Annotated in this window: 20 protein-coding genes and 1 riboswitch; of the genes, 4 read left to right on the top strand and 16 right to left on the bottom strand. The window is 68.4% G+C overall.

The annotated features are described in order from the left end of the window. Positions 1 to 12 precede the first annotated feature (12 nt). The 7 genes from thiD to P0086_RS11455 form a co-directional block, all read right to left on the bottom strand. A complete protein-coding gene (gene thiD / locus P0086_RS11485) occupies positions 13 to 813 on the bottom strand; it encodes a bifunctional hydroxymethylpyrimidine kinase/phosphomethylpyrimidine kinase (RefSeq protein ID WP_112599427.1) in 801 nt (266 codons plus the stop codon). Then, positions 810 to 1475 (bottom strand): thiamine phosphate synthase, encoded by a 666-nt coding sequence (thiE, locus tag P0086_RS11480; RefSeq protein ID WP_275785516.1) that lies wholly within the window; start codon positions 1473 to 1475, stop codon positions 810 to 812. Before thiE ends, thiD begins: the two co-directional genes overlap by 4 nt. Beyond that, the gene (locus P0086_RS11475; protein WP_148655987.1) at positions 1462 to 2199 is read right to left on the bottom strand and encodes a hydroxyethylthiazole kinase; all 738 of its coding nucleotides are present in this window, start codon (positions 2197 to 2199) and stop codon (positions 1462 to 1464) included. Before P0086_RS11475 ends, thiE begins: the two co-directional genes overlap by 14 nt. Before the next feature lie 5 nt (positions 2200 to 2204). Then, positions 2205 to 3149, bottom strand: coding sequence for an ABC transporter substrate-binding protein (locus P0086_RS11470; RefSeq protein WP_275785514.1), 945 nt, complete (start codon positions 3147 to 3149; stop codon positions 2205 to 2207). Continuing rightward, complete coding sequence (locus P0086_RS11465; RefSeq protein ID WP_148150234.1) at positions 3146 to 3931, bottom strand: ABC transporter permease; 786 nt, start codon at positions 3929 to 3931, stop codon at positions 3146 to 3148. Before P0086_RS11465 ends, P0086_RS11470 begins: the two co-directional genes overlap by 4 nt. Positions 3932 to 4079: 148 nt before the next feature. After that, positions 4080 to 4183: riboswitch (TPP riboswitch) on the bottom strand. A gap of 28 nt (positions 4184 to 4211) precedes the next feature. Beyond that, a complete protein-coding gene (locus P0086_RS11460; protein ID WP_275785511.1) occupies positions 4212 to 5636 on the bottom strand; it encodes an MFS transporter in 1425 nt (474 codons plus the stop codon). 150 nt (positions 5637 to 5786) lie between these two features. Next, on the bottom strand, positions 5787 to 10577 hold the full coding sequence (locus P0086_RS11455; RefSeq protein WP_275785509.1) for an NAD-glutamate dehydrogenase: 4791 nt from the start codon (positions 10575 to 10577) through the stop codon (positions 5787 to 5789). A gap of 321 nt (positions 10578 to 10898) precedes the next feature. On the opposite strand from P0086_RS11455, the gene pdxY reads away from it, so the two are divergent. Both pdxY and P0086_RS11445 read left to right on the top strand, forming a co-directional pair. Further along, complete coding sequence (gene pdxY, locus P0086_RS11450) at positions 10899 to 11777, top strand: pyridoxal kinase PdxY (RefSeq protein ID WP_275785505.1); 879 nt, start codon at positions 10899 to 10901, stop codon at positions 11775 to 11777. Between the two features lie 144 nt (positions 11778 to 11921). After that, entirely contained in the window at positions 11922 to 12563 is a 642-nt protein-coding gene (locus P0086_RS11445) for a carbonic anhydrase (protein WP_112599421.1), read from the top strand. Between the two features lie 51 nt (positions 12564 to 12614). Here P0086_RS11445 and P0086_RS11440 read toward each other — a convergent pair whose 3' ends face one another. After that, complete coding sequence (locus tag P0086_RS11440; protein ID WP_275786161.1) at positions 12615 to 13427, bottom strand: lytic murein transglycosylase; 813 nt, start codon at positions 13425 to 13427, stop codon at positions 12615 to 12617. Between the two features lie 194 nt (positions 13428 to 13621). Then, positions 13622 to 14656 carry an aspartate-semialdehyde dehydrogenase gene (locus P0086_RS11435; protein WP_112610581.1) on the bottom strand — a complete coding sequence of 345 codons (1035 nt, stop codon included), beginning with the start codon at positions 14654 to 14656 and terminating at the stop codon, positions 13622 to 13624. 538 nt (positions 14657 to 15194) lie between these two features. Here P0086_RS11435 and P0086_RS11430 point away from each other — a divergent pair. Continuing rightward, complete coding sequence (locus P0086_RS11430; RefSeq protein ID WP_112610579.1) at positions 15195 to 17084, top strand: MFS transporter; 1890 nt, start codon at positions 15195 to 15197, stop codon at positions 17082 to 17084. A 60-nt stretch (positions 17085 to 17144) separates the two neighbouring features. Here the strand turns inward: P0086_RS11430 and P0086_RS11425 are convergent, their stop codons facing one another. Together P0086_RS11425 and leuB are read right to left on the bottom strand one after the other, a co-directional pair. Continuing rightward, complete coding sequence (locus P0086_RS11425; protein ID WP_275785499.1) at positions 17145 to 17900, bottom strand: phosphatase PAP2 family protein; 756 nt, start codon at positions 17898 to 17900, stop codon at positions 17145 to 17147. A gap of 171 nt (positions 17901 to 18071) precedes the next feature. Next, the gene (gene leuB / locus P0086_RS11420; protein WP_275785498.1) at positions 18072 to 19184 is read right to left on the bottom strand and encodes a 3-isopropylmalate dehydrogenase; all 1113 of its coding nucleotides are present in this window, start codon (positions 19182 to 19184) and stop codon (positions 18072 to 18074) included. Positions 19185 to 19615: 431 nt separating this feature from the next. On the opposite strand from leuB, the gene P0086_RS11415 reads away from it, so the two are divergent. After that, positions 19616 to 20014 carry a cupin domain-containing protein gene (locus P0086_RS11415; protein ID WP_112610573.1) on the top strand — a complete coding sequence of 133 codons (399 nt, stop codon included), beginning with the start codon at positions 19616 to 19618 and terminating at the stop codon, positions 20012 to 20014. Between the two features lie 79 nt (positions 20015 to 20093). Here P0086_RS11415 and P0086_RS11410 read toward each other — a convergent pair whose 3' ends face one another. From P0086_RS11410 to P0086_RS11390, 5 genes are read right to left on the bottom strand one after another with little or no spacing between them, the layout of a single operon-like run. Beyond that, entirely contained in the window at positions 20094 to 21392 is a 1299-nt protein-coding gene (locus P0086_RS11410; protein WP_275785494.1) for an amidohydrolase family protein, read from the bottom strand. A gap of 28 nt (positions 21393 to 21420) precedes the next feature. Next, positions 21421 to 22362: an ABC transporter permease gene (locus P0086_RS11405; protein WP_148178035.1), complete on the bottom strand. Its 942-nt coding sequence runs from the start codon at positions 22360 to 22362 to the stop codon at positions 21421 to 21423. Further along, positions 22359 to 23408 (bottom strand): ABC transporter permease, encoded by a 1050-nt coding sequence (locus P0086_RS11400; protein ID WP_275785489.1) that lies wholly within the window; start codon positions 23406 to 23408, stop codon positions 22359 to 22361. The genes P0086_RS11405 and P0086_RS11400 overlap by 4 nt, the downstream gene beginning before the upstream one ends. Then, complete coding sequence (locus P0086_RS11395) at positions 23398 to 24960, bottom strand: ABC transporter ATP-binding protein (protein ID WP_275785487.1); 1563 nt, start codon at positions 24958 to 24960, stop codon at positions 23398 to 23400. The genes P0086_RS11400 and P0086_RS11395 overlap by 11 nt, the downstream gene beginning before the upstream one ends. Further along, entirely contained in the window at positions 24957 to 26384 is a 1428-nt protein-coding gene (locus P0086_RS11390; protein WP_275786159.1) for an amidase, read from the bottom strand. Before P0086_RS11390 ends, P0086_RS11395 begins: the two co-directional genes overlap by 4 nt. Between the last annotated feature and the right edge of the window lie 15 nt (positions 26385 to 26399).

Here is a 26399-nt window from a genome sequence, read left to right as displayed (position 1 = left end):
GCGTCCGCTGGCTCAAGCGGGCCACCAGCGATGGAAGTGATGCACCGGCCCGCGACCGCCGCCGACGGCCAGGTCGCGTCCCGCCACCAGCGCCTCGTGCAGGTAGGCCTTGGCCGTGGCCACGGCCGCGACGAGGTCCTGGCCCCGGGCGAGGTTGGCGGTGATCGCGGCCGCCAGCGTGCATCCGGTGCCGTGGTCATGCCGTGTCGCGATCCGCGGCGCCGACAGCCGGCGCACGTCGTTGCCGTCGAAGAACAGGTCGGCGCTCTCCGCCCCGTCGCCGTGACCGCCCTTGACGAGCACCGCGCCGGCGCCCGCCTTCATGATCGCCTCCGCCTGGCGGGTCATCGCCGCCCAGTCGGCGGCGATCGCCGTGCCGGTCAGCAACGCGGCCTCCGGCAGGTTGGGCGTCACGATCAGCGACAGCGGAACGAGTTCCTCGACCAGCGCGGCGATCGCCTCTTCCCGCAGCAGCCGGTCGCCGGAGGTGGCCACCATCACCGGGTCGAGCACCGGGCGCAGGTCGAACCGCCGCAGGCCTTCGGCGATCGTCGTGATCGTTTCGCAGCGCGAGACCATGCCGATCTTGACCGCCCCGACCGAAAGATCCGTCAGCACCGCCTCCATCTGCGCCGCCACCATCGGCGGCGAAATGTCCTCCACGGCGCTGACGCCCTTCGTGTTCTGCGCGGTGATCGCGGTGAGGACGCTCGCGGCATAGACGCCGAGCGCCGAGAAGGTCTTGATGTCCGCCTGGATGCCGGCGCCGCCGCCGCTGTCGGACCCGGCGATGGTGAGTGCGATCGCGGTCATGCGGCCGCCCTCCCTGCAAGGGCTGCATCGACGGCCGTGCGGAACGCCGCCGTCGCCTGCGCGACATCGCGGTTGCGGAAGATCGCCGAGATCGTGGCCACGCCGTCCGCGCCGGCGGCGATGACGGCAGGTATGCGGGAAAGATCGATGCCGGCAATTGCGCCGACCGGCAGCGCCGGATTGAGCGCGCGCAAGGCCTGGCGCAGGCGTGCGAACCCGTCGATCCCGACCGGCGGGTCGGGGTTCACCTTGGAAAGCGTCTCGAACACGCCGCCGATGCAGGCATAGTCGACCGGCGCCCGGCCGGCCCGCTCGGCATCGGCCGTGTTCTTCACCGTCAGCCCGATGATCGCCTCCGGTCCCAGGAGCCGCCGCGCGGTCTGCGCGTCCATATCGTCGGCGCCGAGGTGCACCCCGTCGGCGCCGGCGGCGAGCGCCACGTCGACGCGATCGTTGACGACGAACGGCACGCCGGTGCCGTCGAGCGCCGCGGCGATCGCCTTTGCCTGCCCGATCATCCTTGCCGTCGAGGCGGTCTTGTCGCGATACTGGATCAGCGTCGCCCCGTTGCGCGCGGCCGCCTGCGCGAGTTCGGCAAGCGGGCCGATGTCCGAAAGCCCGGCATCCACCAGGGCGTTCAGCCGATAGTCAATCCTGGTCATGTTCGATCCTTGCATGTGAGAGCAGCTCCCGCTCGCCGATCGCCGACAGCGCGTCGAGGAAGGCGATGCCGAAGCTGCCGGGGCCGCGGGAGAGAGGCGCGGCGAGTTCGGCTGCGACGCCGGTGACGGCAAGGGCGCTCGCCGCGGCGGCAACGGCATCCGGCTCCACCGCCAGGAAGGCGGCGATGACGCCGCCGGTGAGGCACCCCGTCCCCGTCACCTCGGCCATCCAGCGATGCCCGTTCTCGACGCGCATTGCGCCCTTGCCGCTGCCGATCCGGTCGACCGCACCCGTCTGGATGCGCAGCCCCGGGCCGTCCGTGCCGATGAGCGCCATCTCCGCGGCATTGCCGCGCACGATCGTCGGGCCGAGCGCGATGAGCTCCTGCGCAAAGGCGAGGCGTTGTGGCGAGTAGTCGCAATGGACGGGATCGAGGATCCACGGCTTGCCGGCCTCGTTGACGACCGCGACGGCGCGCAGGATCGCCCGCCGGCGTTCCGCGTCCAGCGTGCCGAGATTGACCGTCAGCGCATCCGCCTTTCCGGCGAAGGCGGCAATCTCCTCCAGGGACGAGGTCATCGACGGGATGCCGCCGACGACGGTGATGCCGTCGGCGGTGAATTTCTGCACCACCGTGTTCATCAGGCAGTGGACTCGCGGCCGCAGCCGGCGCACGCGGGCGAGCACATCGGCCGCCGTCTGCGGTGTCGGATATGCCCCCATCGGCATCACCGGATCTCGACGGCGACGTCGTCGACGGCCGGCGCCGCCTCGATCAGGCCGCTGTCCTTCATGAAGGCGCCGAACCGCTCGTAGCGTCCGCGGTCGAGCGCGGCCGGCCGCTTGGCGAAACGCGGCAGCGTGTCGGTGAAGGCCTGGCGGTTCAGCGCGTCGTCGAGATCCGGATAGGCCTTGACGAAGAGCCGCCAGGCCTCGTCCGGATGGTTGGTGATGAACACTGACGCCGTCTCCACGGCGGCGAGGAAGCGCGGCAGGCGGTCGTCGGCCGCAAGTTCCCGGTGGGTCACGAAGACCAGCTCGTCATAGACCGGCACGCCGTGCTCCTCGGGAAAGAAGGAGCGGCCCTCGTGGCCTTCCAGCCGCATCTGCGTCAGCTCGAAATTGCGAAAGCCGCCGAGGGTGGCGTCCACCTTGCCGCCGATCAGCGAGGGCGACAGCGAGAAATTGACGTTGACCAGTTCGACGTCGCCCTTGGCAAGACCTTCCGAGGCGAGCATGCGCCCGAGCATCGCATCCTCGAAGCCGGAAACGGAAAAGCCGACCTTCTTGCCCTTCAGGTCCTTCAGGCTCCGGATCGGGCCGTCGGCGAGCACGGTGACCGTGTTCAGCGGCGTTTCCACCAGCGTGCCGAAGCGGACGAGCGGCAGGCCCGCGGCATGGTCGAGATAGAGGTTGGGCTGGTAGTGCACGCCCACATCGGCCTGCCGGGCCGAGACGAGCCGCGGCACGGCGGAGGGATCGGCCGGCGGCACGAGTTCGACCTCGAGGCCCGCCTCGGCGAAGAGGCCGCGCTCGCGGGCGATCACCATCGGCGCGTGGTCGGGATTGACGAACCATTCGAGCAGCACCGTCAGCTTGTCGGCAGCGGATGCGGGGCCGGCGGCGACGCCTGCGATGAAGAGCGCCACGAGGAAGGAAAGCGTGCGGATCATGATGTGGGATGTCTCCTGCGCAAAAAAAGGAAGGACGGGGTTTCTGTTTCTTCGGCCCACGGGGTGAGCCCGGCGGTGAGCCGGTCGACGGCAAGCCGCAGAAGCACGGTCAGCGCCGCGAGGATCGCCATGGCGGCGAAGACGGTGGCGGTCTGCATGCGCGCGTTCGCCTGCACCATCACGAAGCCGAGGCCGGCCGAGGCGCCGACCCACTCGCCGACCACGGCGCCGAGCGGCGCCAGCGGCGCGGCGACCCTGAGGCCGGAGATGAGCCCCGGCAGCGCCAGCGGCACCCGGATCGCGACGAGCGCCTGCCAGTGCGTCGCCGGCGTGAGCGAGACGGCATCGAGGAGCACGCGGTCGGTGCGCCGCAGCCCGTCGGCAAAGGCGGATGCGACGGGAAAGAAGATGATGATCGTCGTCATCACCACCTTCGAGGCCATGCCGAAGCCGAACCAGAGGACGAGGATCGGCGCGAGCACGAAGACCGGCAGCGCCTGCAGGATCAGCACCATCGGCCAGACGAGCTGGCCGAGCCGCGGCAGCGCCGCGATCCCGAAGGCCGCCGCTGCCCCGAAGACGGCGCCGGACAGAAGGCCCGCGAGGATCTCCGCCAGGGTCACGAGGCTGTGCTCGAGGAAAAAGCCGGGCCGCTCCGCCAGGGCGGAAACCACGGCGGCGGGCGCGGGCAACAGATAGGGTGGGGGAGCGAAGAGCCGGACCGAGACCTGCCAGAAGGCGGCAAGACTTGCGATCGCCAGCCCCGCGTGAAGGGCGCGCATGGTCCTGTCAGGCGGCGGCAGTGCGTCCGTCGGAAGGCTTCTTTCCTGGCCTGTCTGTGGCCGGATGGTGTGCAGGCGTCATTGGTCGATCTCCAGAACTGTTTTCACGGAGATCCAGGTGAAGCGGAGAAGAGAAAGAGGCGCGTGCAGCGACGCGTATTTCCGTTCCTACGCCGGTATGACCCGGATCAGGTTCAAGGGTCCGGCTCACCGCCATCTCAGCACCGTTACGGTGCCCCCCTCGGAATGGAACGGAAACTGACGAAAATATCGGCCGATGTCAACGCCCGAAGGCGACCGGCGGCACCTTGGCGCTCCGGCCTGCCGGCTGGTCGGCCGGATAGGGCGTCGGCAGAAGCAGGATGAGGCCGACGACGAGGAACACCACCAGCGCGCCCATGCCGAGCGCCGCCGAGCCGGTGAGGCTCGTGACGATGCCGACGGAAAGGGGCGCTGCGAACGACGTCGCCCGGCCGGTCAGCGCGTAGAGGCCGAAATAGCGGCCTGCCTCCTCCGGCGCGACGCTCCTGGCGAGGTAGGAGCGGGCCGAGGCCTGCGCCGGGCCGAAGGCGATGCCGATGAACAGGCCGTAGACGATGTAGGCCTTCTCCGCCGCCGTGCCGAACAGGTCGCCGGAATCTTCGTCCGACAGCGGGATCAGGCCGAACAGCGTGTGCCCGGGCGCCGTCGAGACGATCCCGAGCGTGGCGAGGGTCAGGCAGACGAGGCTTGCGATCACCACCGTCTTGGAGCCGAGGCGGCTGTCGAGCCGGCTCGCCCAGTAGCAGCCGCCGATGGCCACGATGTTGAGGATGATGCCGTAAATCCCGAGCTCCATCGTCTGCCAGGCGAACATGCCGGCGGCGAAGGTACCGCCGAGCGCCAGCAGGCCGTTCACCCCGTCCTGGTAGACCATCCGGGCGACGAGGAAGCGCAGGATGCCGCGCCGCACCTTGAGTTCGCCGATCGTGTCGCCGATCGAGGCGAAGCCCGCGCGGACGGCTTGGCCGATCGCAAGGCCGCGGCCGCGATCCGGCGTGAACAGGAACATCGGCAGGATGAAGACGAGATACCAGATGGCCGAGATCGGCCCGGTGATGCGCGCATCCTCGCCCATCGCCGCGTTTAGCCCGAACAGCGGCGCGATGCCGAGTGGCGTCAGCCCGGTCTCGGGATTGGCGGCGAAGAACAGCACGACGGCGATCAGCAAAACCATGCCGCCGAGATAGCCGAGCCCCCAGGCGAGGTTCGAAACCCGTCCCGCCTCCTTGGGCGGCACCAGCGACGGCATCATCGAATCGTTGAAGACGATGGAGAATTCCGCCGCAACCGTGGCCAGCACCATCAGCGTCAGCGGCACAAGCAGGCTGGTTCCCGGCGCCGCATACCAGAGCATCCAGACCGACACGATCTGGATGACCGCGAGCGCCCCGATCCAGGGCTTGCGCCGGCCCGAGGCGTCGGCGATGGAGCCGAGCACCGGCGACAGGAGCGCAATCACGATGCCGGAAACCGTCAGCGTATAGCTCCAGGCCGCTTGGCCGGTGACCGGATCGGCGGCCATGCGCGAGACGAGATAGGGGCCGAAGACGAAGGTGGTGATCACCGTGAAGAACGGCTGCGCCGCCCAGTCGAACAGCATCCAGCCGAGGATGCCCCGCCGTCCCGTGGGGCGCCGTTCGCCCCCGTCATGCCCTGTCGTCATCGTTCCCCCGCCTGCGCGGCAATCGGTCTGCCGTGCGCCGTTCCGGCCATGCTGCCGGCTGTGCCGCACCTGGCGCCAGCCGGCTACCGATCACGGCCGCGCACGCCCGCAATCAGCAGGCGACCCGGGCCGCACCGGGCGGGGACTGTGTCACCTCGTCCTGCCGTGCGCAAGGTCGCTGACGACGCCGGCGGCCACGGAGATCTTGGCAAGCGTCGCCTCCCCCGCCTCCGACAGCGCGCCCAGCCGCCCGGTGACCGTCCCCAGCCTCTCCGCATCGGCCGCCTGCCAGGAGGCGAGCGGGTTCTTGTCGCCCTTGTGCCGATCGAGGATGGCGATCGTCAGCGCGCGGCGCGCATTGGAAATGTCGGAGAGGTTGCGCGACAGCGCCAGCGATTCGTAGAGGTCGGTCGTCGGCACCCGCCCCGCCGCCCCGAGGAGCGCGCCGATGTTCAGCGTGTCGCTGACGCCGGCATAGGTCTGCGCGGTGCGGATCAGGTTGTCTCCGGTCTGCGTCGCGATCAGCATGATCTCGGGCACGAAGCTCATGGCGCGCAGGTCGGTGATCTCGCGGGCCAGGCGCTCGGGAACGCCCTTGTCCTCGAAATAGAGCGCCTTGCGGCGCAGTTCCTCGCGCGCGGCATCCGGCAGGAGCGTCGACAGGTGCGGGCGCAGCTGCTTCAGCGCCTGCTTCAGCTTGTGCACCGCCACGTCCATCGGCGCGTCGATCGCCCCGGTCGTCAGCAACAGCGACGTGGCGTTGGAGAAGACGCGGCCGAGGCTCTCGTAGACCTCGTTCTGTGCCGATCCGCTCATCTGGTTGTCGAGAGCGTCCGTCGCCGCATAGAGCGGAAACAGCTCGTAACCCTCGAAGGCCAGCATCGCCGCCTTGACCACGTCGGCGCTCATGTAGCCGGTGCCGTCCGTGAGCTGGCTCACGAAGGCAGGGCCGCCGCGATTGATCACGCCGTTGGCGAGGATGGTCGCGATGATCTCGCGGCGCAGCCGGTGCGTCCGGATGTCGTCGGCATAGGTCCGCTGCATCTTGGCGGGGAAATAGCCGATCAGCGTCGGTTCGAAATAGGGATCGTCCGGCAGCTCGCTGTCCAGGATCTCGTCGAACAAGACGATCTTCGCATAGGAGAGCAGCACGCCGATCTCCGCCCGCGTCAGCGGCATGCCCGCGCGGTATCGCTCGTCCATCGCCTGTTCGCTGGGCAGCACCTCGACCTGGCGGTTGAGCTGCCCGGCCGACTCCAGCCGGCTCATCAGTCGGGACAGACCGGTCCGGTTGCCCTGCCCCTGGCGCTCGCAGAGCGAGATCGCCAGCGGCTGCAGGTAGTTGTTGCGCAGCACCAGCTGCGCCACCTCGTCGGTCATCGACGACAGGAGCTTGTTGCGCTTCTCCCGCGTCAGCCGCTCGTCGCGCATCGCCGAGGCGAGCGCGATCTTGATGTTCACCTCGACGTCGGAGGAGTTCACTCCGGCGGAATTGTCGATCGCGTCCGAATTGCAGCGGCCGCCCTTCAGCCCGAAGGAGATGCGGCCCCGCTGGGTGACGCCGAGATTGGCGCCCTCGCCGATCACCTTGGCCCGCACCTCGTCGGCGGTGACGCGGATCGCATCGTTGGCGCGGTCGCCGACCTCGGCGTCCGTCTCGCCGGCCGAACGGACATAGGTGCCGATGCCGCCGAACCAGAGCAGGTCGACCGGCGCCTTCAGGATCGCCGTCATGATCTCGAACGGCGTCGCCTTCTGCTTGTCGATCCCAATCGCGGCCATCGCCTCGGCAGTCAGCGTCACCGACTTCTCGTTGCGCGAGATGATCATGGCGCCCTTGGAGAGCGCGGCGCGATCGTAGTCCTGCCAGCTCGAGCGCGGCAGGGCGAACATGCGCTTGCGCTCGGCAAAGGACAGTTCGGTATCCGGGTTCGGGTCGATGAAGATGTCACGGTGGTCGAAGGCGGCGATCAGCCGCGTCTTGCGCGACAGGAGCATGCCGTTGCCGAACACGTCGCCCGACATGTCGCCGACGCCGACGACGGTGAACGGCGTCTTCTGGATGTCGACGTCCATCTCGCGGAAATGCCGCTTCACCGCCTCCCAGGCGCCGCGGGCGGTAATGCCCATCTTCTTGTGGTCGTAGCCGGCCGAGCCGCCGGACGCAAACGCGTCGTCGAGCCAGAATCCGGCTTCCTGCGCCAGCGCGTTCGCCGTGTCGGAGAAGGTCGCCGTGCCCTTGTCGGCCGCGACGACGAAATAGGGATCGTCGCCGTCGAGCCGCACGGTGTCGCGCGGCGGCACGACGGCCTGCCCCTCGATGTTGTCCGTCACCGACAGCAGCGTGCGGACGAAGGTCTTGTAGGCCTCCTTGCCGGCATTGAAGACGGCGTCGCGGCTGCCGCCGGCCGGAAGCTGCTTCGGATAGAAGCCGCCCTTGGCGCCGACGGGCACGATTACCGCGTTCTTCACCTGCTGGGCCTTGACCAGCCCCAGCACCTCGGTGCGGTAGTCCTGCGCGCGGTCCGACCAGCGCAGGCCGCCGCGGGCGACGCGGCCGAAGCGCAGGTGCACGCCCTCGACCTCCGCGCCGTAGACGAAGATCTCGCGGAACGGCCGCGGATCCGGCAGCCCCTCCAGCGCCTGCGGGTCGAGCTTGAAGGCGAGCGTCGAGAGCGGCCGGTCCTCGGCGTCGCGCTGGAAATAGTTCGTCCGGAGCGTCGACTGGATGGCGTTGACGTAGCGCCGGAGGATCCGGTCCTCGTCGAGGCTCGGCACGGCGGCGAGCTCGTCCTCGATCCGGGCGGCGAGTTCCTCGCTGCGCTTGATCCGCTTGCGCTCGGCGAGCTTGGGATCGAGCCGTGCGGCGAACAGGCGGAACAGGTCGGCCGCGATCGTCGGATACTTGTTCAGCGTATCGGCGATATAGCCCTGCGAGTAGGCGATCGCCGTCTGGCGCAGGTAGCGCGCATAGGCCCGCAGGACCATGATTTCGCGCACATTCACCCCGGCGGTCATGATCAGCCGGTTGAAGGTGTCGTCGTCGGTCAGTCCGCGCCAGGTCGACAGGAAGGCCTCGGTCAGGACGCCGGAGAGCTTCGGAAGGTCGATGTCCAGCCCGTCGCGGTGGCGCAGCTCCATGTCGTGCAGCACGACGAGCCGGCTTTCGCCGTCGAGCCCGATCACGGTGATGTCGTGCGTCTGCTCGCTGACGACGTTGAAGCCGAGGTTTTCCAGGAGCGGCACCCGCCGCGACAGCGAGACCGCGTCGCCGGCATGGAAGATCTTCAGTTCCAGCGTCTTCGTGTCGCTGTTGGACGGCTTCCGGTAGAAGGCGATCTGGATCGGATCGGCATCCGTCGCCGTCTCGAAGAAGCGCAGGTCCGCATGCGCCTCGCCCGGGGAGAACGCCTCCTGATAGGCCTGCGGCGTGATCAGCTTGATCGAGTCCGGGCCCGAGAGCGCCTCGAAGCGGTCCGTCCAGCGGGTGGCGATATCGCGGATCGCCTGCTCGAGCTTCTTCTGCGCAATCCGCGGCGTCTTGCCGCCGGAGCGGCCGATGATGAAATGCACGCGCGCCAGCCCGCCCTCGGGGAAGGCCGGATAGTAGGCGGAGACACGCCCCTCGTAGACGGTCTTCAGGTAGCTGCCGATCTTCTCGCGCACGTCGGAATCATATTGCTCGCGCGGCACGTAGACGATCACCGAGACGAAGCGGTCGAAATGGTCGATGCGCGGCAGCACGCGGATCCGCGGCCGGTCGGCGAGCTCGTTGATCTGCTCGCAGAAGGTGGCCAGGAGCCCGGTGTCGATCTGGAAGAGGTCGTCGCGCGGATAGGATTCCAGCGTGTTGATCAGCATCTTGCCGGAATGGCTCTGCGGATCGTAGCCGAAATGATCGACGATCGCCTGCACCTTGGAGCGCAACAGCGGGATCTCGGAGGCCGCATGCGTATAGGCGGTCGAGGTGAACAGGCCGACGATCCTCAGTTCGCCCGTCACCTTGCCGTTCCTGTCGAAGCGCTTGACGCCGATATAGTCCATGTAGGCGCGGCGGTGGACCACGGACCGCACATTCGCCTTGGTGACGATCAGGAAGTCCGGTCCCTCGAGGAAGGCGAGGATCTCCGGCGTCGTCGTCACCGTGTCCTTGCCGAGCCGCAGCACGCGCACCTCCGGGTCGGAGAGGATGCCGAGCCCGGCGCCGTCGCTCCGCTCCACCGAGGCGCTGTCGCCGTCGCGGCTGTAGGTGTATTCCCGCATGCCGAGGAAGGTGAAGTTGTTGTCGCGCAGCCATTCCAGGAAGGCGACGGCCTCGTCCTTCTCCGCCTGCCGGCGCGCGGGGCCGAACTCCGCCATTTCGGAGACCGCCATCGCCAGAGTCTCCATCATCGGCTTCCAGTCGCCGACCGCCATGTGCACCTGGGCGAGCACGTGCCGGACGCGCGCGATCAGCGCCTCGGCCTCCGAGGCGGCGAGCTCGGACAGATGGATCTCGATATGGCTGACCCGGTGCGCGGGGTCGCTCGGCTCGTCCGGGGAGAACAGCTTCGGCTGCTCGTCCGGCGCGATCACCAGGATCGGATGGATCGCGAGATGCAGGTCGCGATGGGTGCTCGTCACCTCGCCCATCACCGAATCGTAGAGGAACGGCTGGTTGCGGTCGGTGACCGACAGGATCGACACCGGCTTGCCCTGCGGCGCGATCGCCGCGACGGTGGCGATCGTGACCCGCGGCTCGCCGCCGTCCCAGGCCCCGACCTCGCGATGGGCATGGGCCGCGGTGGCGGCCAGCATGTCGGCGGAACAGGTTTCCAGGTCGTCGTTGCTCGCCCGACCGAACAGGATCGAAGGATCGATCGCCTTCTCCCCCAGTTTTGCCACGGCGGCCGTGGCCGCCTCGATCTGCTTCTCGCGCCTGGTGTTGATGCGTGACGCCATGAATCACTCCCCGGATTTTTGTCAGGACCCTAGCAGAAGAACGACGGTTCGCGATGGTTTTATAGGTTGCAACCGGATTTCAATCGATTTTGGCCGAAAATCTCCAAAATCCTGGCCGGATTGCCGCGACAGGCACGATTTTTTGCCGATTTTCAGGGCAAATTCAGTCGAAAGCGCGGGTCCCGAACGCCCCGATGCCGCCCTCCGGGGCAAGATCGCGCCCGGCCATGCCGGGCCGCGGCCCGATGCAACAATGTCTTGCAGAGCATCGGCCCATGGTCCATTGGATCTCAGCGGCAGGAAAAGACGAGGAATGGTCGGATGAACGAGAGCGAAAAGGGCGCGATCCTGGTCATATCGAGCCATGTCGTGCGCGGCACGGTGGGCAACCGCGCCGCCGTCTTTGCGCTCGAAACCCTCGGCCATCCGGTCTGGGCGCTGCCGACCGTCGTCCTATCCTGGCACCCGGGCCACGGAAGATCGACGCGGGTGGCGATGGCGCCGGCCGAGTTCGACGCGATCGTCGACGATCTTCGCACCTCGCCCTGGCGCGGCGAGATCAGGGGCGTGCTGTCCGGCTATATCGGCGATCCGGCCCAGGCGGCCTCGATTGCCCGGCTGGTCCGGACCCTGAAGACGGAAAATCCCGACCTCCTCTATCTGTGCGATCCGATCTGCGGCGACGAGGGCGGCCTCTACGTGCCGGCCGCGACCGCCGAGGCGATCCGCGACGAACTGCTGCCGATCGCCTCGATCGCCACGCCCAACCGCTTCGAGCTCGCCTGGCTTGCCGGCGCGCCGCTCGAAAGCAACGCCGCGATCATGGACGCGGCCCTGTCGCTCGGGCCGTCGCGCATGCTGGTGACGTCGGCCTATCCGATGATGGCGGGCAGTATCGGCAATCTCTATCTCTCCGGCCGCACCGCCCTGCTCGCCGAGCACCGACAGGTGCCCGCGCCGCCGCACGGCACCGGCGACCTGATGGCGGCCCTGTTCCTGTCGCGCATCCTCGAAGGGCATTCCGAGGAGCGGGCGCTGCATCTCGCCACCGCCAGCGTCTTCGAGATCGTGGCACGCAGCGCCAAGCGCGGCGCCGACGAGCTGACGCTGGAGCAGGATGCCTCCAGCCTGTCGACGCCGATGGCGATGGTCCAGATGCGCCGCCTCGTTCACCCTGGCGGAGCAAAGCCCGGGCAGTGACCCGCACCGGTTGCGCGAAGGCGAAGATGGCCGCGGCAGCGCTCGGAACGGCTGCCGCCCCGAGGCTTGCGCTCGGCCGCCCTCATCGCTACAGCAAACGCGGCGCCTACTACTCATTCGTCACCGCACGGGGGTATCGACCACATGCATCGCTTTCCTGACCACCTTCTGACCGGTTATCAGAATTTCATGGAGGGGCGCTTCAGCGAGCAGCAGCAGCGCTACAGGACGCTCGCCGACAGCGGCCAGAAGCCGAAGGCGATGGTGATCGCCTGTTGTGACTCGCGGGCAGCACCCGAGACGATCTTCGACAGCGGCCCGGGCGAGCTCTTCGTCGTCCGCAACGTGGCGAACCTGATGCCGCCCTACGAGCCGGACGGACACTACCACTCGACCTCCGCCGCCCTCGAATTCGCCGTCCAGTCGCTGCGCGTCTCCGACATCGTCGTCATGGGCCACGGCCGCTGCGGCGGCATCAAGGCGGCGCTCGACCTCGATGCCGAGCCTCTGTCTCCCGGCGATTTCATCGGCCGCTGGATGCACCTGTTGAAGCCTGCCGCCGAGCAGATCCAGAGCAACGACGTGATGACCGCCGGCGAGCGCCAGCGGGCGCTCGAGCGCGTCTCGATCCGCAACTCGATCGCCAACCTGCGCACCTTCCCCTGCGTCCAGATCCTGGAGCAGCGCGGCAAGCTCAACCTTCACGGCGCCTGGTTCGACATCTCCACCGGCGAACTGTGGATCATGGACGCCAAGACCGGCGATTTCCGCAGGCCCGGAATGTGAAAAGGCCCGGCGCAAGGCCGGGCCCCTCGAAATCCCTCGGGATGGCGGCGGTCAGTCGCCGTCGATCTCCGCGCCGATGATCGCGATCGCGCGCTGGTAGACGTTCGCCGCATTCCAGCCCTGGATCGCCGCGAAGTTCGCCTCGCCCGGCTGATAGCCGGCGCCGGCCGTCCAGCCATGGCCGCGCAGGAAGTTCGCCGTCGAGGCGAGCGCGTCCGCCTTGGAGCGGACGAGATCGATCCGGCCGTCGCCGTCGCCGTCGACGCCGTACCGCAGCACGTTGACCGGGAGGAACTGCGTCTGGCCGATCTCGCCATGGGCGGCACCCCGCGCCTGGGGGCTGAGCGTGCCGTTCTGGACGAGGTTCAGGGCCGCGTAGAGCTGGTTCGTGAAATATTCCGACCGGCGGCAGTCATAGGCGAGCGTCGCGACGGCCGAGAGCGTATGCTCCTTGCCGAGGAAGCCGCCGAAGCCCGTCTCCATGCCCCAGATGGCGATCAGCGGCCCGGCCGGCACGCCGTACTGGCCCTCGATGCGGGCGAACAGGGCGGCATTCTGGCGCTTCAGCCCCTTGCCGCGGTTCATGATCGCTTGGCCGCCGCGCTTCTGCATGAACTGGTCGAGCGACAGCTTGAAGCTCTTCTGGCCGCGGTCGGCGCGGATCGTCGCCCGGTTGTAGCCGACCTCGGCGAACGCCCGGTCGAGCGTGCGCGGGCTGATGCCGTTGGCGGCCGCTTCGCCCTTGAACTGGTCGACCCAGGCCGCGAAGCCTGCGGAATTGTCGCCGCATTGCGCGGCCGCGGCCGCCGCCGGCACGGCTGCCGTCAGCGCGATCGCCGCCAGCCCCTGGAACATCCGCTTCATCAAGCCCATTGGAATAAACCCCGATCTCTCGCTTCGCTTCGTGCGTGAATTTTGATGCGTGTCAGACAGTTCCTGGCCGTTCGATGCGGTCCGGGGCGCCGTGGCGCCGCCCCGCGCGTCGTGACAGGCAAAGGGCCCGCACCGTCTGACGGTGGATGCGGGACCTTCAATTTTCCGGGACCCGAAAAGTTCCCTCAGGCGGCCTGCTTCTTGGACTTGATCAGCCCGCGATTGACCAGCAGCTCGGCGATCTGGATCGCATTCAGCGCAGCACCCTTGCGCAGGTTGTCCGAGACGACCCAGATGTTCAGGCCGTTCTCGACCGTCGCGTCCTCGCGGATGCGCGAGATGTAGGTCGCATCCTCGCCCGCCGATTCGTAGGGCGTGATGTAGCCGCCGTTCTCCTGCTTGTCGATCACCTGGCAACCCGGCGCCTCGCGCAGGATGTCGCGCGCCTCGTCGGCGGTGATTTCCTTCTCGAACTCGATGTTGACCGATTCCGAATGGCCGATGAAGACGGGCACGCGCACGGCCGTGCAGGTCACCTTGATCTTCGGGTCGAGCATCTTCTTGGTCTCGGCGAGAACCTTCCACTCTTCCTTCGTGTAGCCGTCCTCCATGAACACGTCGATGTGCGGGATGACGTTGAAGGCGATGCGCTTGGTGAACTTCTTTGATTCGATCGGATCGGCGACGAAGACGGCGCGCGTCTGGTTGAACAGCTCGTCCATGCCTTCCTTGCCGGCGCCGGAAACCGACTGGTAGGTCGAGACGACGACGCGCTTGATCGTGGCGCGGTCGTGCAGCGGCTTCAGCGCGACGACGAGCTGCGCCGTCGAGCAATTCGGATTGGCGATGATGTTCTTCTTCGTGAAGCCGTCGATCGCATCCGGGTTCACCTCCGGCACGATCAGCGGCACTTCGGCGTCGTAGCGCCAGGCCGAGGAGTTGTCGATGACGACGCAGCCCTGCGCGCCGATCTTCGGCGAATACTTCAGCGACACGGCCCCGCCGGCGGACATCAGGCAGATGTCGGTGTCGGAGAAGTCATAGGTCTCGAGATTGTGCACCTTCAGCGTCTTGTCGCCGTAGGAGACCTCCGTGCCGACCGAGCGGCTCGAGGCCAGCGCCACGACCTCGTCGGCCGGGAAGCCGCGCTCGGACAGGATGTTCAGCATTTCGCGCCCGACATTGCCGGTAGCGCCGGCGACTGCAATCTTGAAGCCCATTGGTCTTTGCTCTCTTTCTCTGCCTCTCCTCGGGTTCTTGAGGGGAAGCCCGGCAGCCGGAGCACGCGGGCCTCTTGTCCCCGGCCGTGCCGGGGAGAGAGCGGCGGCCAAGGACGTCAGACGGTTTTCGTCGTCGTTTTGGCCATGAATTTGGAAGAAGCGGGCACGCACCGTTCCGATCCGGCAGTCTCTGCCGGCCGGCTGCTGTCAGCGATGTCGAGGTCGCGGCGAAGCATGGGTGCTGTCCTTTTCCGGAGGCTGCTAATAAGCGTTTTTGACCGCGAGTCAAGGGATGCCCGGCCGCGCGGCGATCAAGTTCGCGTCACGATTGCGCCGCCCCGCCATGCCCGGCACCACCGGACGCTGCAGCGCAGCAGGCGCCCTGCATTAGACTAAAGTCATAATCCGAAAGCCGCGCAGCGCCGATTCCTCTTTTCTGCCATCCTCTTGCCAGGCGCACCACGCTCGCCTGACCGAGGAGGGTCGGCGGGCAAGGGGAATGGGCGCTCGACAGCTGTTTGAACTGGAGGATTTCACAATGGCAAATGTCGCGACGGCGGACGTCAGCAAGACGCGTCCGATGACCGCCGAGGAGAAGAAAGTCATCTTCGCCTCGTCGCTGGGTACCGTGTTCGAGTGGTACGATTTCTATCTCTACGGCTCTCTCGCCGTCTTCATCGGCGCCGCCTTCTTCAGTGATTATCCGGAAACGACGCGCAACATCTTCGCCCTTCTCGCCTTTGCCGCGGGCTTCCTGGTCCGCCCCTTCGGCGCACTGGTCTTCGGCCGGCTCGGCGACCTGGTCGGCCGCAAGTACACCTTCCTCGTCACCATCCTGATCATGGGTCTGTCGACCTTCCTCGTCGGCATCCTGCCCGGTGCCGCCTCGATCGGCATCGCCGCGCCGATCCTGCTGCTGGCGCTGCGCATGCTGCAGGGCCTGGCACTCGGCGGTGAATACGGCGGCGCTGCGACCTATGTGGCCGAACACGCCCCGCACGGTCGCCGCGGCTACTTCACCTCCTGGATCCAGACGACGGCGACGCTCGGCCTGTTCCTGTCGCTCGTGGTCATCCTCTCCGTCCAGTTCATGGTCGGCAAGGAAGCCTTCGCGGCCTGGGGCTGGCGCATCCCGTTCCTCGTCTCCGTCGTCCTGCTCGGCATCTCCGTCTGGATCCGTCTGAAGATGAACGAATCGCCCGCCTTCCAGAAGATGAAGGAAGAGGGCAAGGGCTCGAAGGCCCCGCTGACGGAGGCTTTCGGCCAGTGGCGCAATGCCAAGATCGCGCTGCTCGCGCTCTTCGGCGCCGTCGTCGGCCAGGCGGTCGTCTGGTATTCCGGCCAGTTCTACGCCCTGTTCTTCCTGACCGGCGTGCTCAAGGTGGACGGCCAGTCGGCCAACATCATGGTGGCGATCTCGCTCCTGCTCGGAACCGGCTTCTTCGTCTTCTTCGGCTGGCTGTCCGACAAGGTCGGCCGCAAGCCGATCATCATGGCCGGCCTGCTGCTCGCCATCCTGACCTACTTCCCGCTGTTCAAGGCCCTGACCTGGGCCGGAAACCCCGCTCTCGCCCAGGCCCAGGCGACGGTCCGCGCGACGGTCACCGCCGCTCCGGGCGACTGCAAGTTCCAGTTCAACCCGACGGGCACGGCGAAGTTCACCACCTCGTGCGACATCGCAACCGCGTTCCTGACCAAGAACTCGGTGCCCTATGACGTCGTGACCACGGCGGCCGCCGGCACCCCGGCAACGGTGAAGGTCGGCGACAGCACGATCAACAGCTTCGACGCCATTGCTGCCGGCGACAAGGCGAAGGCGATGACGGCCGCCTTCGAAAAGCAGGTCAACATGGCGCTGCACGCGGCCGGCTATCCGCTCGTCCGCGCCGCCGCCAAAGTGCCGGACGCCAAGCTCGACGCCTTCGTCGCCGCCAATCCGGAACTCGCGCTCGACGCCGCCGCCATCCGCGCCGGCGACAAGGCGAGCATGACCGGCGCCGAGCTCGTCAAGGCGAAGCTCCTGACGGCCGAGGAGGCCACCGGCGTCGACAGCATGCCGGTCTTCACGATCGCCAACGGCGGAACCTTCTCGATGGTCGCCGACCCGGCCGCCGTCAACTGGACCACGATCATCGCCGTTCTCACCGTCCTCGTCATCTACGTGACGATGGTCTACGGCCCGATCGCCGCGCTGCTGGTCGAACTGTTCCCGACCCGCATCCGCTACACCGGCATGTCGCTGCCCTACCACATCGGCAACGGCTGGTTCGGCGGCCTGCTGCCGGCAACCGCGTTCGCGATGAGCGCGGCCAAGGGCGACATCTACTACGGCCTCTGGTACCCGATCGTGTTCGCGGCGATCACGCTGGTGATCGGCCTGCTGTTCCTGCCGGAAACGAAGGACCGCGACATCCACGCGATGCACTGATCGCGGTTCGCTCTCTCATTGAACAGCGGCCCGGCGGAGCGATCCGCCGGGCCTTCTTCGTCAGACGAGCCGGCCGAGCCGCGGCACCGGCCACCCTTCCCGGTTGAGCGTGAAAACCAGCCCGAAGCGGGCGAACAGGACGGAGGTCGCGAACGCGAACCAGGCGCCCGAGGCCAGCCCGGCCACAACGTCGCTCGGATAGTGGACGGCGAGGATCACCCGGGTTGCGGCGAGCCACAGGGCAAGACCGGCGAAGAACAGCCTGAAGCGCGGAAAGAGCAGCACCAGCGCCATGAACAGGGCGCCGACATGGGCGGAGTGACCGGAGGGAAAGCTCTGGTGCATCCAGCCGCTGAAGGGCTGCAGCGAGAAGATGCCCTCCTCGGCGTAGAGCGGCGGGCGGGCCCTACCGATCACCACCTTCAGCACATGCACGAAGATGCTGGCGAGCACGACCGACAGCGTGACATAGGCCGTCATCTGCGCCAGGTAGATCAGCCGGAACCTGCGCCGCACCTTCCACAGCCGCCGGCGCAGGAGATAGACGAGCGCTGCGAGCGTGGAGAGCGCGCCGAGAATGATGGCGAGCTTGCCGATGTCGGTGACGTTGCCGGCGATGCCGACCAATGGCGGCGACAGCACGTCGGCCGCCTCGCCGAGCGGCCGGTCGAAGACGAGGAAGGCGATCGCCACCACGTTCAGCGCCGACAGGGTGAAGCCCTTCCACGGCACGCGCCGGTGCAGCTTGCGCCTGGCCTCGTAGCGCCGCCTGAGCGCGGTCCACACACTCTTTTTCTCGCCTGCCTGCCGGATCATGGGGCTCCTTGCGCGTCGCGTCGTCCTGCAAGCGAGATAGGCAGGCACGCCCGCCCCTTCAATGAAGGCAGGCCGTGTTTTGTCCGGGACGCATCGCGACCGGCCCGGTCGGGCGCGGATCGGTCCACCGGCGCCGCCGCAGGCGACGGCGCCGGGGAAAGGTCGTTGCGATCAGGCCGAAAGCGCCTTGAATTCGGCGAGGATGGCGTCGCCCATCTCCACCGTGCCGACCTTCGTGCAGCCCTCGGCCATGATGTCGCCGGTGCGGATGCCGCGGTCGAGCACGTTGGCGATCGCCTTCTCCAGGCTGTCGGCGTCCTGCACCAGGTTGAAGGAGTAGCGCAGGCACATGGCGAACGAGGCGATCATGGCGATCGGATTGGCGATCCCCTTGCCGGCGATGTCCGGCGCCGAGCCGTGCACCGGCTCGTAGAGCGCCTTGCGCTTGCCGGCCTTCGGATCCGGGGCGCCGAGCGAGGCCGACGGCAGCATGCCGAGCGAGCCGGTCAGCATGGCGGCGACGTCCGACAACATGTCGCCGAACAGGTTGTCGGTGACGATCACGTCGAACTGCTTCGGCGCGCGCACGAGCTGCATGCCGCCGGCATCGGCCAGCATGTGCTCGAGCTGGACGTCGGAATAGGCGCGCTTGTGCGTCTCGGTCACCACCTGGTTCCAGAGCACGCCGGACTTCATGACGTTGCGCTTCTCCATCGAGCAGACGCGGTTGTTGCGGGTCCGCGCCAGCTCGAAGGCGACGCCGGCGATGCGCTCGATCTCGTAGGTGTCGTAGACCTGCGTGTCGATGCCGCGCTTCTGGCCGTTGCCGAGGTCGATGATCTCCTTCGGCTCGCCGAAATAGACGCCGCCCGTCAGTTCGCGCACGATCAGGATGTCGAGGCCTTCCACCAGCTCCGGCTTCAGCGACGATGCCGAGGCCAGCGCCGGGTAGCAGATCGCCGGGCGCAGGTTGGCGAACAGTTCCAGGTCCTTGCGCAGGCGCAGGAGGCCGGCTTCGGGGCGGACCTCATAGGGGACGGCATCCCACTTCGGCCCGCCGACGGCGCCGAACAGCACAGCATCCGCGTTCAGCGCCTTCTGCATGTCCCCTTCCGAGATCGCCACGCCATGGACGTCATAGGCCGAGCCGCCGACGAGGCCCTCGTCGATGACGAAGCCGGCGCCCTTCTCGGCGTTCATGTAGGCGATGATCTTGCGGACTTCCGCCATGGCTTCCGGGCCGATGCCGTCGCCGGGCAGGAGGAAAAGGTTGCGCACTGTCATGGGACTGTCCTTGTCGAATGCTCGGTGGGATTCAGGTCGCGCGGTTCTTAGCGCAACTTCCGTTCAAGGAAAATCGCCGTGACGAAAGAAATTTGCGCGGCTGCCCGGCAGATGTCACCGCGGAAACATGCCCGCTCCCGCCGTCATGCGATCAAGGTTGCGTCGCGCCGCAACACCCGGAAACGCCCCGAAACCGGCGCACGAGACGGAGGACCTGGAATGTATAGCTACGTGCAGGCAGTCCTCGCCGCGATCCGCTCGGCGATCGATGCGCTCCTCTTCCAGCACCGGCCGCCGCCGGGCTTCCGCTGAGCGACACGCGACCGGCAAAGGCGCCGGAATGCGGGCCGCAGAACCCCGTGGCTTCTTCCCGGCAGGCCCGTTTCGTTGCAGGATACGCCGCCCACTGCTGCGAAGAAGGAGAAGCCGCCATGAAGATCCTGCCCTGCGGCAGCCGCCCGTCCGCCACCCCGCCGTCCGACTATTTCACCGGCCGCGTCCGCCAGGATCCGATCATCGAGGCGCCGGAGCCGGCCCGCCTGCGCGCCGTCACCGTCACCTTCGAGCCCGGTGCGCGCACGGCCTGGCACACCCATCCGCTCGGCCAGACGCTGGTCGTCACCGCCGGCTGCGGCCTGGCGCAGAGCTGGGGCGGGCCGGTCCGCGAGTTCCGCGCCGGCGACACCGTCTGGTTCGAACCGGGCGAGAAGCACTGGCACGGCGCAGCGCCGGACACGGCGATGACCCATATCGCGTTGCAGGAGGCGCTCGACGGCAAGGCCGTCGACTGGCTGGAGCACGTCACCGACGAGCAATATGCCGGCAAGTGACACCGGCGGCGAACGCCGTCCGGCCACCTGGCCGCCACCGCAGCTGACGCGACCCCGGTGATGCTGTTTGGACTTGCCGTCAGCCCCTGCCCGGCCGCAGCGGCGCGTAGTCGGCGGCATCCACCGTTTTCGGCCGGCCGGCAAGGTCGAGCGTGCTGACGCGCGGCGCAGCGCGCGCGATCGCGTTGCCGCGGCGCATGACGAGCAGGCGGTTGGCCTTCAGCCGCAGCGCTTCGAGCGGGTCGCGCGCCTGCAGGATCACGAGGTCGGCGTTGCAGCCTTTCTCGAGGCCGTAGCCTTGCAGCCCCATGGTCTTCGCCGAATTGACGGTGAGCGCGTCGAAGATCTTCCTCTTGTCCTCGATGCCGGCCATCTGGGCGACGTGGATCGCCATGTGGCCGACCTCCAGCATGTCGCCGGAGCCCATCGAGTACCAGGGATCCATCACGCAGTCGTGGCCGAAGGAGACGTTCAGGCCCGCCTCCATCAGCTCGCGCACCCGCGTCATGCCGCGCCGCTTCGGATAGGTGTCGTGGCGGCCCTGCAGCATGATGTTGATCAGCGGATTGGGGATGACGTTGATCTCCGCCTCCGCCATCAGCGGGATCAGCTTGGAGACGTAGTAGTTATCCATCGAGTGCATCGAGGTCAGGTGCGAGCCGGCGACACGGCCCTTCAGCCCGAAGCGCACCGTCTCGGCGGCGAGCGTCTCGATGTGCCGCGACATCGGGTCGTCGGTCTCGTCGCAATGCATGTCGACCGGCAGCCCGCGCTCGGCGGCGATCCGGCACAGCGCCGCGACGGAGGCCGCACCGTCGGCCATGGTCCGCTCGAAATGCGGGATGCCGCCGACGATGTCGAGGCCCATGTCGAGCGCGCGGTTCAGCGCGTCCACCCCGCCCTCGGCGCGGTAGTAGCCGTCCTGCGGGAAGGCGACGAGCTGCAGGTCGATATAGGGGGCCACCGCCTCGCGCACCTCGATCAGCGCCTCGGCCGTCACCAGCTTCGGGTCGCTGGTGTCGACGTGGCTGCGGATCGCGAGCAGGCCCTGGCTGACGGCGAGATCGCAGTAGCGCAGCGCCCGTTCGACCAGCGCCTCGCGCGTCAGCGTCGGCCGCAGTTCCCCCCAGAGCGCGATCCCCTCCAGAAGCGTGCCGGAGACGTTCATGCGCGGCAGGCCGAGCGACAGCGTCGCGTCCATGTGGAAGTGCGGGTCGACGAAGGGCGGCGTCACCAGCCGGCCGGTGGCATCGATCGTCTCGCCGGCTTCCGCCGCGATCCCCGGTCCGACCGCGGCGATCCTGCCGCCGGAAATGGCGATGTCGATCCCCTCGCGGCCGTCGGGGAGATTGGCGTTCTTGATCAGCACGTCGAACATGGGGGCACCTGGAGCGGTTGTTGGAACGTCAGCGCTCGCCGCGCCGGTAGGGCTGCATCAGCGCCTGCGGCACGCGGGCGCGACGCGCCATCACGGCGAGTGCGGCGATCGAGAGGATATAGGGCATCATCAGGAAGATCTGGTAGGGCACGTCGCCGAGCACCGTCTGCAGCCTGAGCTGGAAGGCGTCGAAGAAGGCGAACAGCAGCGCCCCGAACAGCGCCCGCCCCGGCCGCCACGAGGCGAAGACGACGAGCGCGATGCAGATCCAGCCGCGCCCCTGCACCATGGTCGGGAAGAAGCTGTTGAAGGCCGAGAGCGTCAGGAACGCCCCGCCCATCGCCATCAGCGCGCTGCCGGCCATGATCGCGCCGTAGCGCACCCTGATCGGATCGACGCCCTGCGCCTCCGCCGCATGCGGGTTCTCCCCGCTCATGCGCAGCGCCAGCCCGAGCGGCGTGCGGTAGACGACATAGGCGAGCAGCAGCGCAATCGCGATCGAGAGGTAGGTCGGCAGCGTCTGGGTGAACAGCGCCGGGCCGACGAAGGGCAGGTCGGAGAGGCCGGGCACCGCGATCGGCTGGAACGGCGTCACCGTCGGCGGCGTCGAGGCGAGCGGCACGGTCAGGCGGAAGATGTAGTAGCTGAGCGAGGAGGCGAACAGCGTGATGCCGAGCCCGGTCACGTGCTGCGACAGGCCGAGCGAGACGGTCATCGCCGCGTGCACCAGCCCGAACAGCGCCCCCGATGCCGCCGCCACCAGCATGCCGGTCCAGAGGTCGGCGCCATTGAAGACGGCGAGCCAGCCGGCCATCGCGCCGAAGGTCATGATCCCCTCGATGCCGAGGTTGAGCACGCCGGAGCGCTCGGACAAGAGCGCGCCGAGCGTGCCGAAGATCAGCGGCGTGGCGATCCTGAGCACCGCCGCCCAGAGGCCGGCCGAGGCGACGATGTCGAGAAAGGCGCTCATCGGCGGATCCTGTACTGGGTGAAGAAGATCGCCACCAGCATGGTGAGCAGCGACAGCGCCACGGTGACGTCGGCGATATAGGTGGGGATGCCCATCGCCCGGCTCATGCCGTCGGCGCCGACGAACATGGTGGCGGTGAACAGCGCTGCGGCGATGACGCCGAGCGGATTGAGGTTGGCGAGCATGGCGACGATGATGCCGGAATAGCCGTAGCCCGGCGAAAGATCGGTCGTGACGTAGCCCTTCACGCCCATCACCTCGATCGCTCCGGCGAGCCCCGCAAGCCCGCCCGACAGGCAGGCGACCTTGACGAGCGTGCGGCCGAGCGGCACGCCGGCGAAGACGGCGCCTTCCGGATTGAGGCCGGCGGCGCGCGACTGCAGGCCGAAGACCGTGCGCGCCTGCAGAAGGTAGATCACGAGTGCGGCTGCGATCGCCACCGCGAGGCCGATATGCAGGCGCGAGCGCTCGATCAGCTTCGGCAGCAGCGCGTGGTCTGCGACCGGCATCGACTGCGGCCAGCCGAAGGCGAGCGGATCCTTCAGCGGCCCGTCGATCATCATCGAGACGAACAGCACCGCGACGAAATTCAACAGCAGGCTCGTCACCACCTCGTCGACGGAGAAGCGCAGCCGCAGCCACAGCGGCACCAGCATCAGCGCCATGCCGGCGATCGCGCCCGCGGTAAAGAGAAGCGGGATCAGCACCGGCCCGGGCATGCCCGACAGCGCGCTCGATCCGAGGGCCGCCACCATGATCGCGCCGAGATAGAACTGCCCCTCGGAGCCGATGTTCCAGAGCCGCGCGCGGAAGGCGATCGCGGCCGCAAGCCCGGTCAGCATCAGGGGCGTCGCCCGCGTCAGCGTCTCGGTGGCCGCGAGCCGGGTGCCGAAGGCGCCGGTCAGGATCCGCCCGTAGGCCTCCAGCACCGGCGCGCCGGCGGCCGCGATCAACAGGCCCGCAAGCACGAGCGCGGCCGCAACGGCCAGGATCGGCGACAGCACGACGAGGGCGAGCGGCCGGTGTTCGCGGCGTTCAAGACGCATGGGGATGTCCTTCACCGGTATTTCCTTCGCCGGCCGCCCAGTCTCCGGACATCATCAGGCCGAGCCGGCGCGGATCGGCGTCCTCTGCGGCGATCGGGGCGGAAAGCCGCCCCTTGACGATCGCCTGGATGCGGTCGGCGAGCCCCATCACCTCGTCCAGGTCCTCGGAGATGAGCAGGACGGCCGTCCCCGCCTGGCGCGCCTCCAGGATGCGGGCATGGACGGCGGCGACGGCGCCTTCGTCGAGCCCGCGGGTCGGCTGCGCCGCGATCAGGATGCGCGGCCGCCGGTAGAGATTGCGGCCGAGGATGAGCTTCTGCATGTTGCCGCCCGACAGAAGCCGGGTACGGCTCGTCGGCGTCCCGCCGCGCACGTCGAACTCCTCGATGATCGTGGCCGCGAAGGCCTGCCCGGCCGAGCGGTTGACGATGCCGCGCCGCGAAAACAGCGGCTGGCGGATGCGTTCCAGCACCGCGTTCTCCCAGATCGCCATCTCGCCGATCGCGCCCTGGCGGTGACGATCCTCCGGGATGCGGCCGACACCGGCCTGCACCAGGTCGTCGACGTCGAGCGCTGCGACCGGCTCGCCGAACAGGCGCATTTCCCCGCCGCTGGGTGCGGCGAGCCCGCCCATCAGTTGCGACAGTGTCGCCTGGCCGTTGCCGGAAACGCCGATGATGCCGAGCGTCTCGCCCTCGCGCAGGAAGAAATCGATCGCCTTCAGCCGCTCGACGCCGCCGCTCGACACGGTGAGCCGCGATGCCTGGAACACGGTCGCGCCCGGCTCGGCCGGCGCGCGGGTCGGCCGCGTCACGCGGTGGCCCACCATCAGCTCGGCCAGTTCCGCCTTGTTCGTCTCGGCCGCCCTTCGCTCCGCCGCCACCCTGCCGCCGCGCAGGACGACGATGCGGTCGGCCGCCGCCATCACCTCGTCCAGCTTGTGCGAGATGAAGATCAGCGACAGGCCCTGCCGCGCCATCTCCCGCAGCGTCCGGAACAGCCGCTCGGCCTCGATGTTGGTGAGCACCGCGGTCGGCTCGTCGAGGATCAGGATGCGGGCATCGTTGTAGAGCGCCTTCAGGATCTCCACCCGCTGCTGCTCGCCGACCGAGAGATCGCCGAGCCGCGCGTCCGGATCGACGCTGAGCCCGAAGCGTTCGGCGATCGCGGCGAGCTTGCGGCGGGCGGCACCCTTGCGCGAGCGCAGCGACCAGAGCGGCTCCGTCCCGGTCATGACGTTTTCCAGCACGGTGAGGTTCGGCGCCAGCGAGAAGTGCTGGTGCACCATGCCGACGCCGGCCTTGATCGCCGCGCGCGGGCGGCCATGCGGCAGCTCGACGCCGTCGACCCGCACCGTGCCGGCATCCGGCGTGTAGTGGCCGAACAGGATGCTCATCAGCGTCGTCTTGCCGGCGCCGTTCTCGCCGAGCAGCGCCAGCAATTCACCCCTGCCGAGCGCGATCGAGATGTCGTCATTGGCGACGATCGGGCCGAAGCGCTTGGAGATGTGCGAAAGCGCGAGGACGGGTGCGGCGGTCGTCTCGGTCGTCATGCGGCAAGCCCCGCGACGGAAAAGCGATGGCGCCAGCGTCCCTCGGCTTCGAGCGACGCCGCCAGCGAAAGCAGCAGCCGGTCTCCGCCCATCGGCGCCATCAGCTGGACCGGCAGCGGCAGGCCGTCCGCGTCCGCGCCGAAGGGCAGCGTCAGCGCCGGAAAGCCGGCGATGTTGGCAAGGCCGGCGAGCGGCGCGAAGGCCTGCATCCGCCGCAGGTGCAGATCGGTGTCGTCATGATCGGTCGGAAACGACCCGATCGGAAGGGGGGCAGAGGCAAGCATCGGCATGACAAGGCAATCCAGGCTGTCGAACAGCGCCCAAGTCTCATGGCTCACATGCACCGCCGCATCGAGCGATGTCCAGAGGGCGGTCGCCGATATCCTCCGCCCTCTTTTCACGAAGGCGCGCGTCATCGGCTCGGCGAGGTCCAGGTCGAGCGACAGCGTCTCCACCAGCCCGGCGAGGTTGATCGAGACGATGTCGGCGAAGATGCTCGAGGAGGCCGACACCAGCCCGGCGAAGGCCGGCCAGCCGAGGGCGACGATCCGGTGGCCGCGTCCTTCCAGCGCCTTCGCGGCCGCCTCGACCGCACGGCTGCGCTCAGGCTCCGTCGGACAGTCGGCCCCCGTCTCCGTCAGCACGCCGATGCGCAGGCCGCCGTGCGGGGCGGTGGTATCGGCCGGATCGGCGAAGGGCCCCCTCGCCCGTCCATGTGCCGCCTCGAAGATCGCAGCCATGTCGCGCACCGAGCGGCAGACGGCGAGTTCGGCCGCGATGCCGCCCAGGTGATTGCCGAAACGGGGACCGCCGGGGACGGCGCCGCGCGTCGGCTTCAGCCCGACCAGCCCGCAGCAGGCCGCCGGCACGCGGATCGACCCGCCGGCGTCGGTGGCATGCGCGATCGCAACCATGCCCGCCGCGACGGCCGCCGCCGCACCGCCCGAAGAGCCGCCGGCGGTGCGGGCCGGATCGAGCGGATTGCGACAGAGCGGACCCCGCGCCGGCTCGCTCGAAAGCGACAGTCCGAATTCCGGGCTGGTCGTCAGGCCGAACGGAACGAGACCGGCCGCGCGAAACCGGCCGGCCAGGTCAGAGTCCATAACGGGGTCGAGCGCGTGATCGAGCATGCGCGAGCCGGCGCGCACCGGAAAGCCGGCAAAGGGTCCGCCGAGATCCTTGGCGAGCGTCGGCACGCCTGCGAAGGGACGCGCGGCGAAGCGGGCCGGATCGGCCGCCCGCTCCGCATCGAATTGTGTCGCTGCGGCGCGACCGCGCACTTCGTCGAGGTGGCAGACCGCGCCGAGTTCCGCATGGCCGGAAGCGGACGCGATCGCGGCCTCCATCGCCTCGCCGGCGGAAAGCGCACCTGCCCGGATCGCCGCGGCCAGCGCCGTGGCGTCTCCGATCGTTGCGCTTTCGATGCCGGGCACGGGCGC

Origin of the sequence: Mycoplana sp. MJR14 (genome assembly GCF_029210525.1) — a bacterium.
Classification (GTDB): Bacteria; Pseudomonadota; Alphaproteobacteria; order Rhizobiales; family Rhizobiaceae; genus Mycoplana.
The sequence above is the reverse complement of the archived record's forward strand: the minus strand, read 5'-3'. Positions and strand labels throughout refer to the sequence as shown.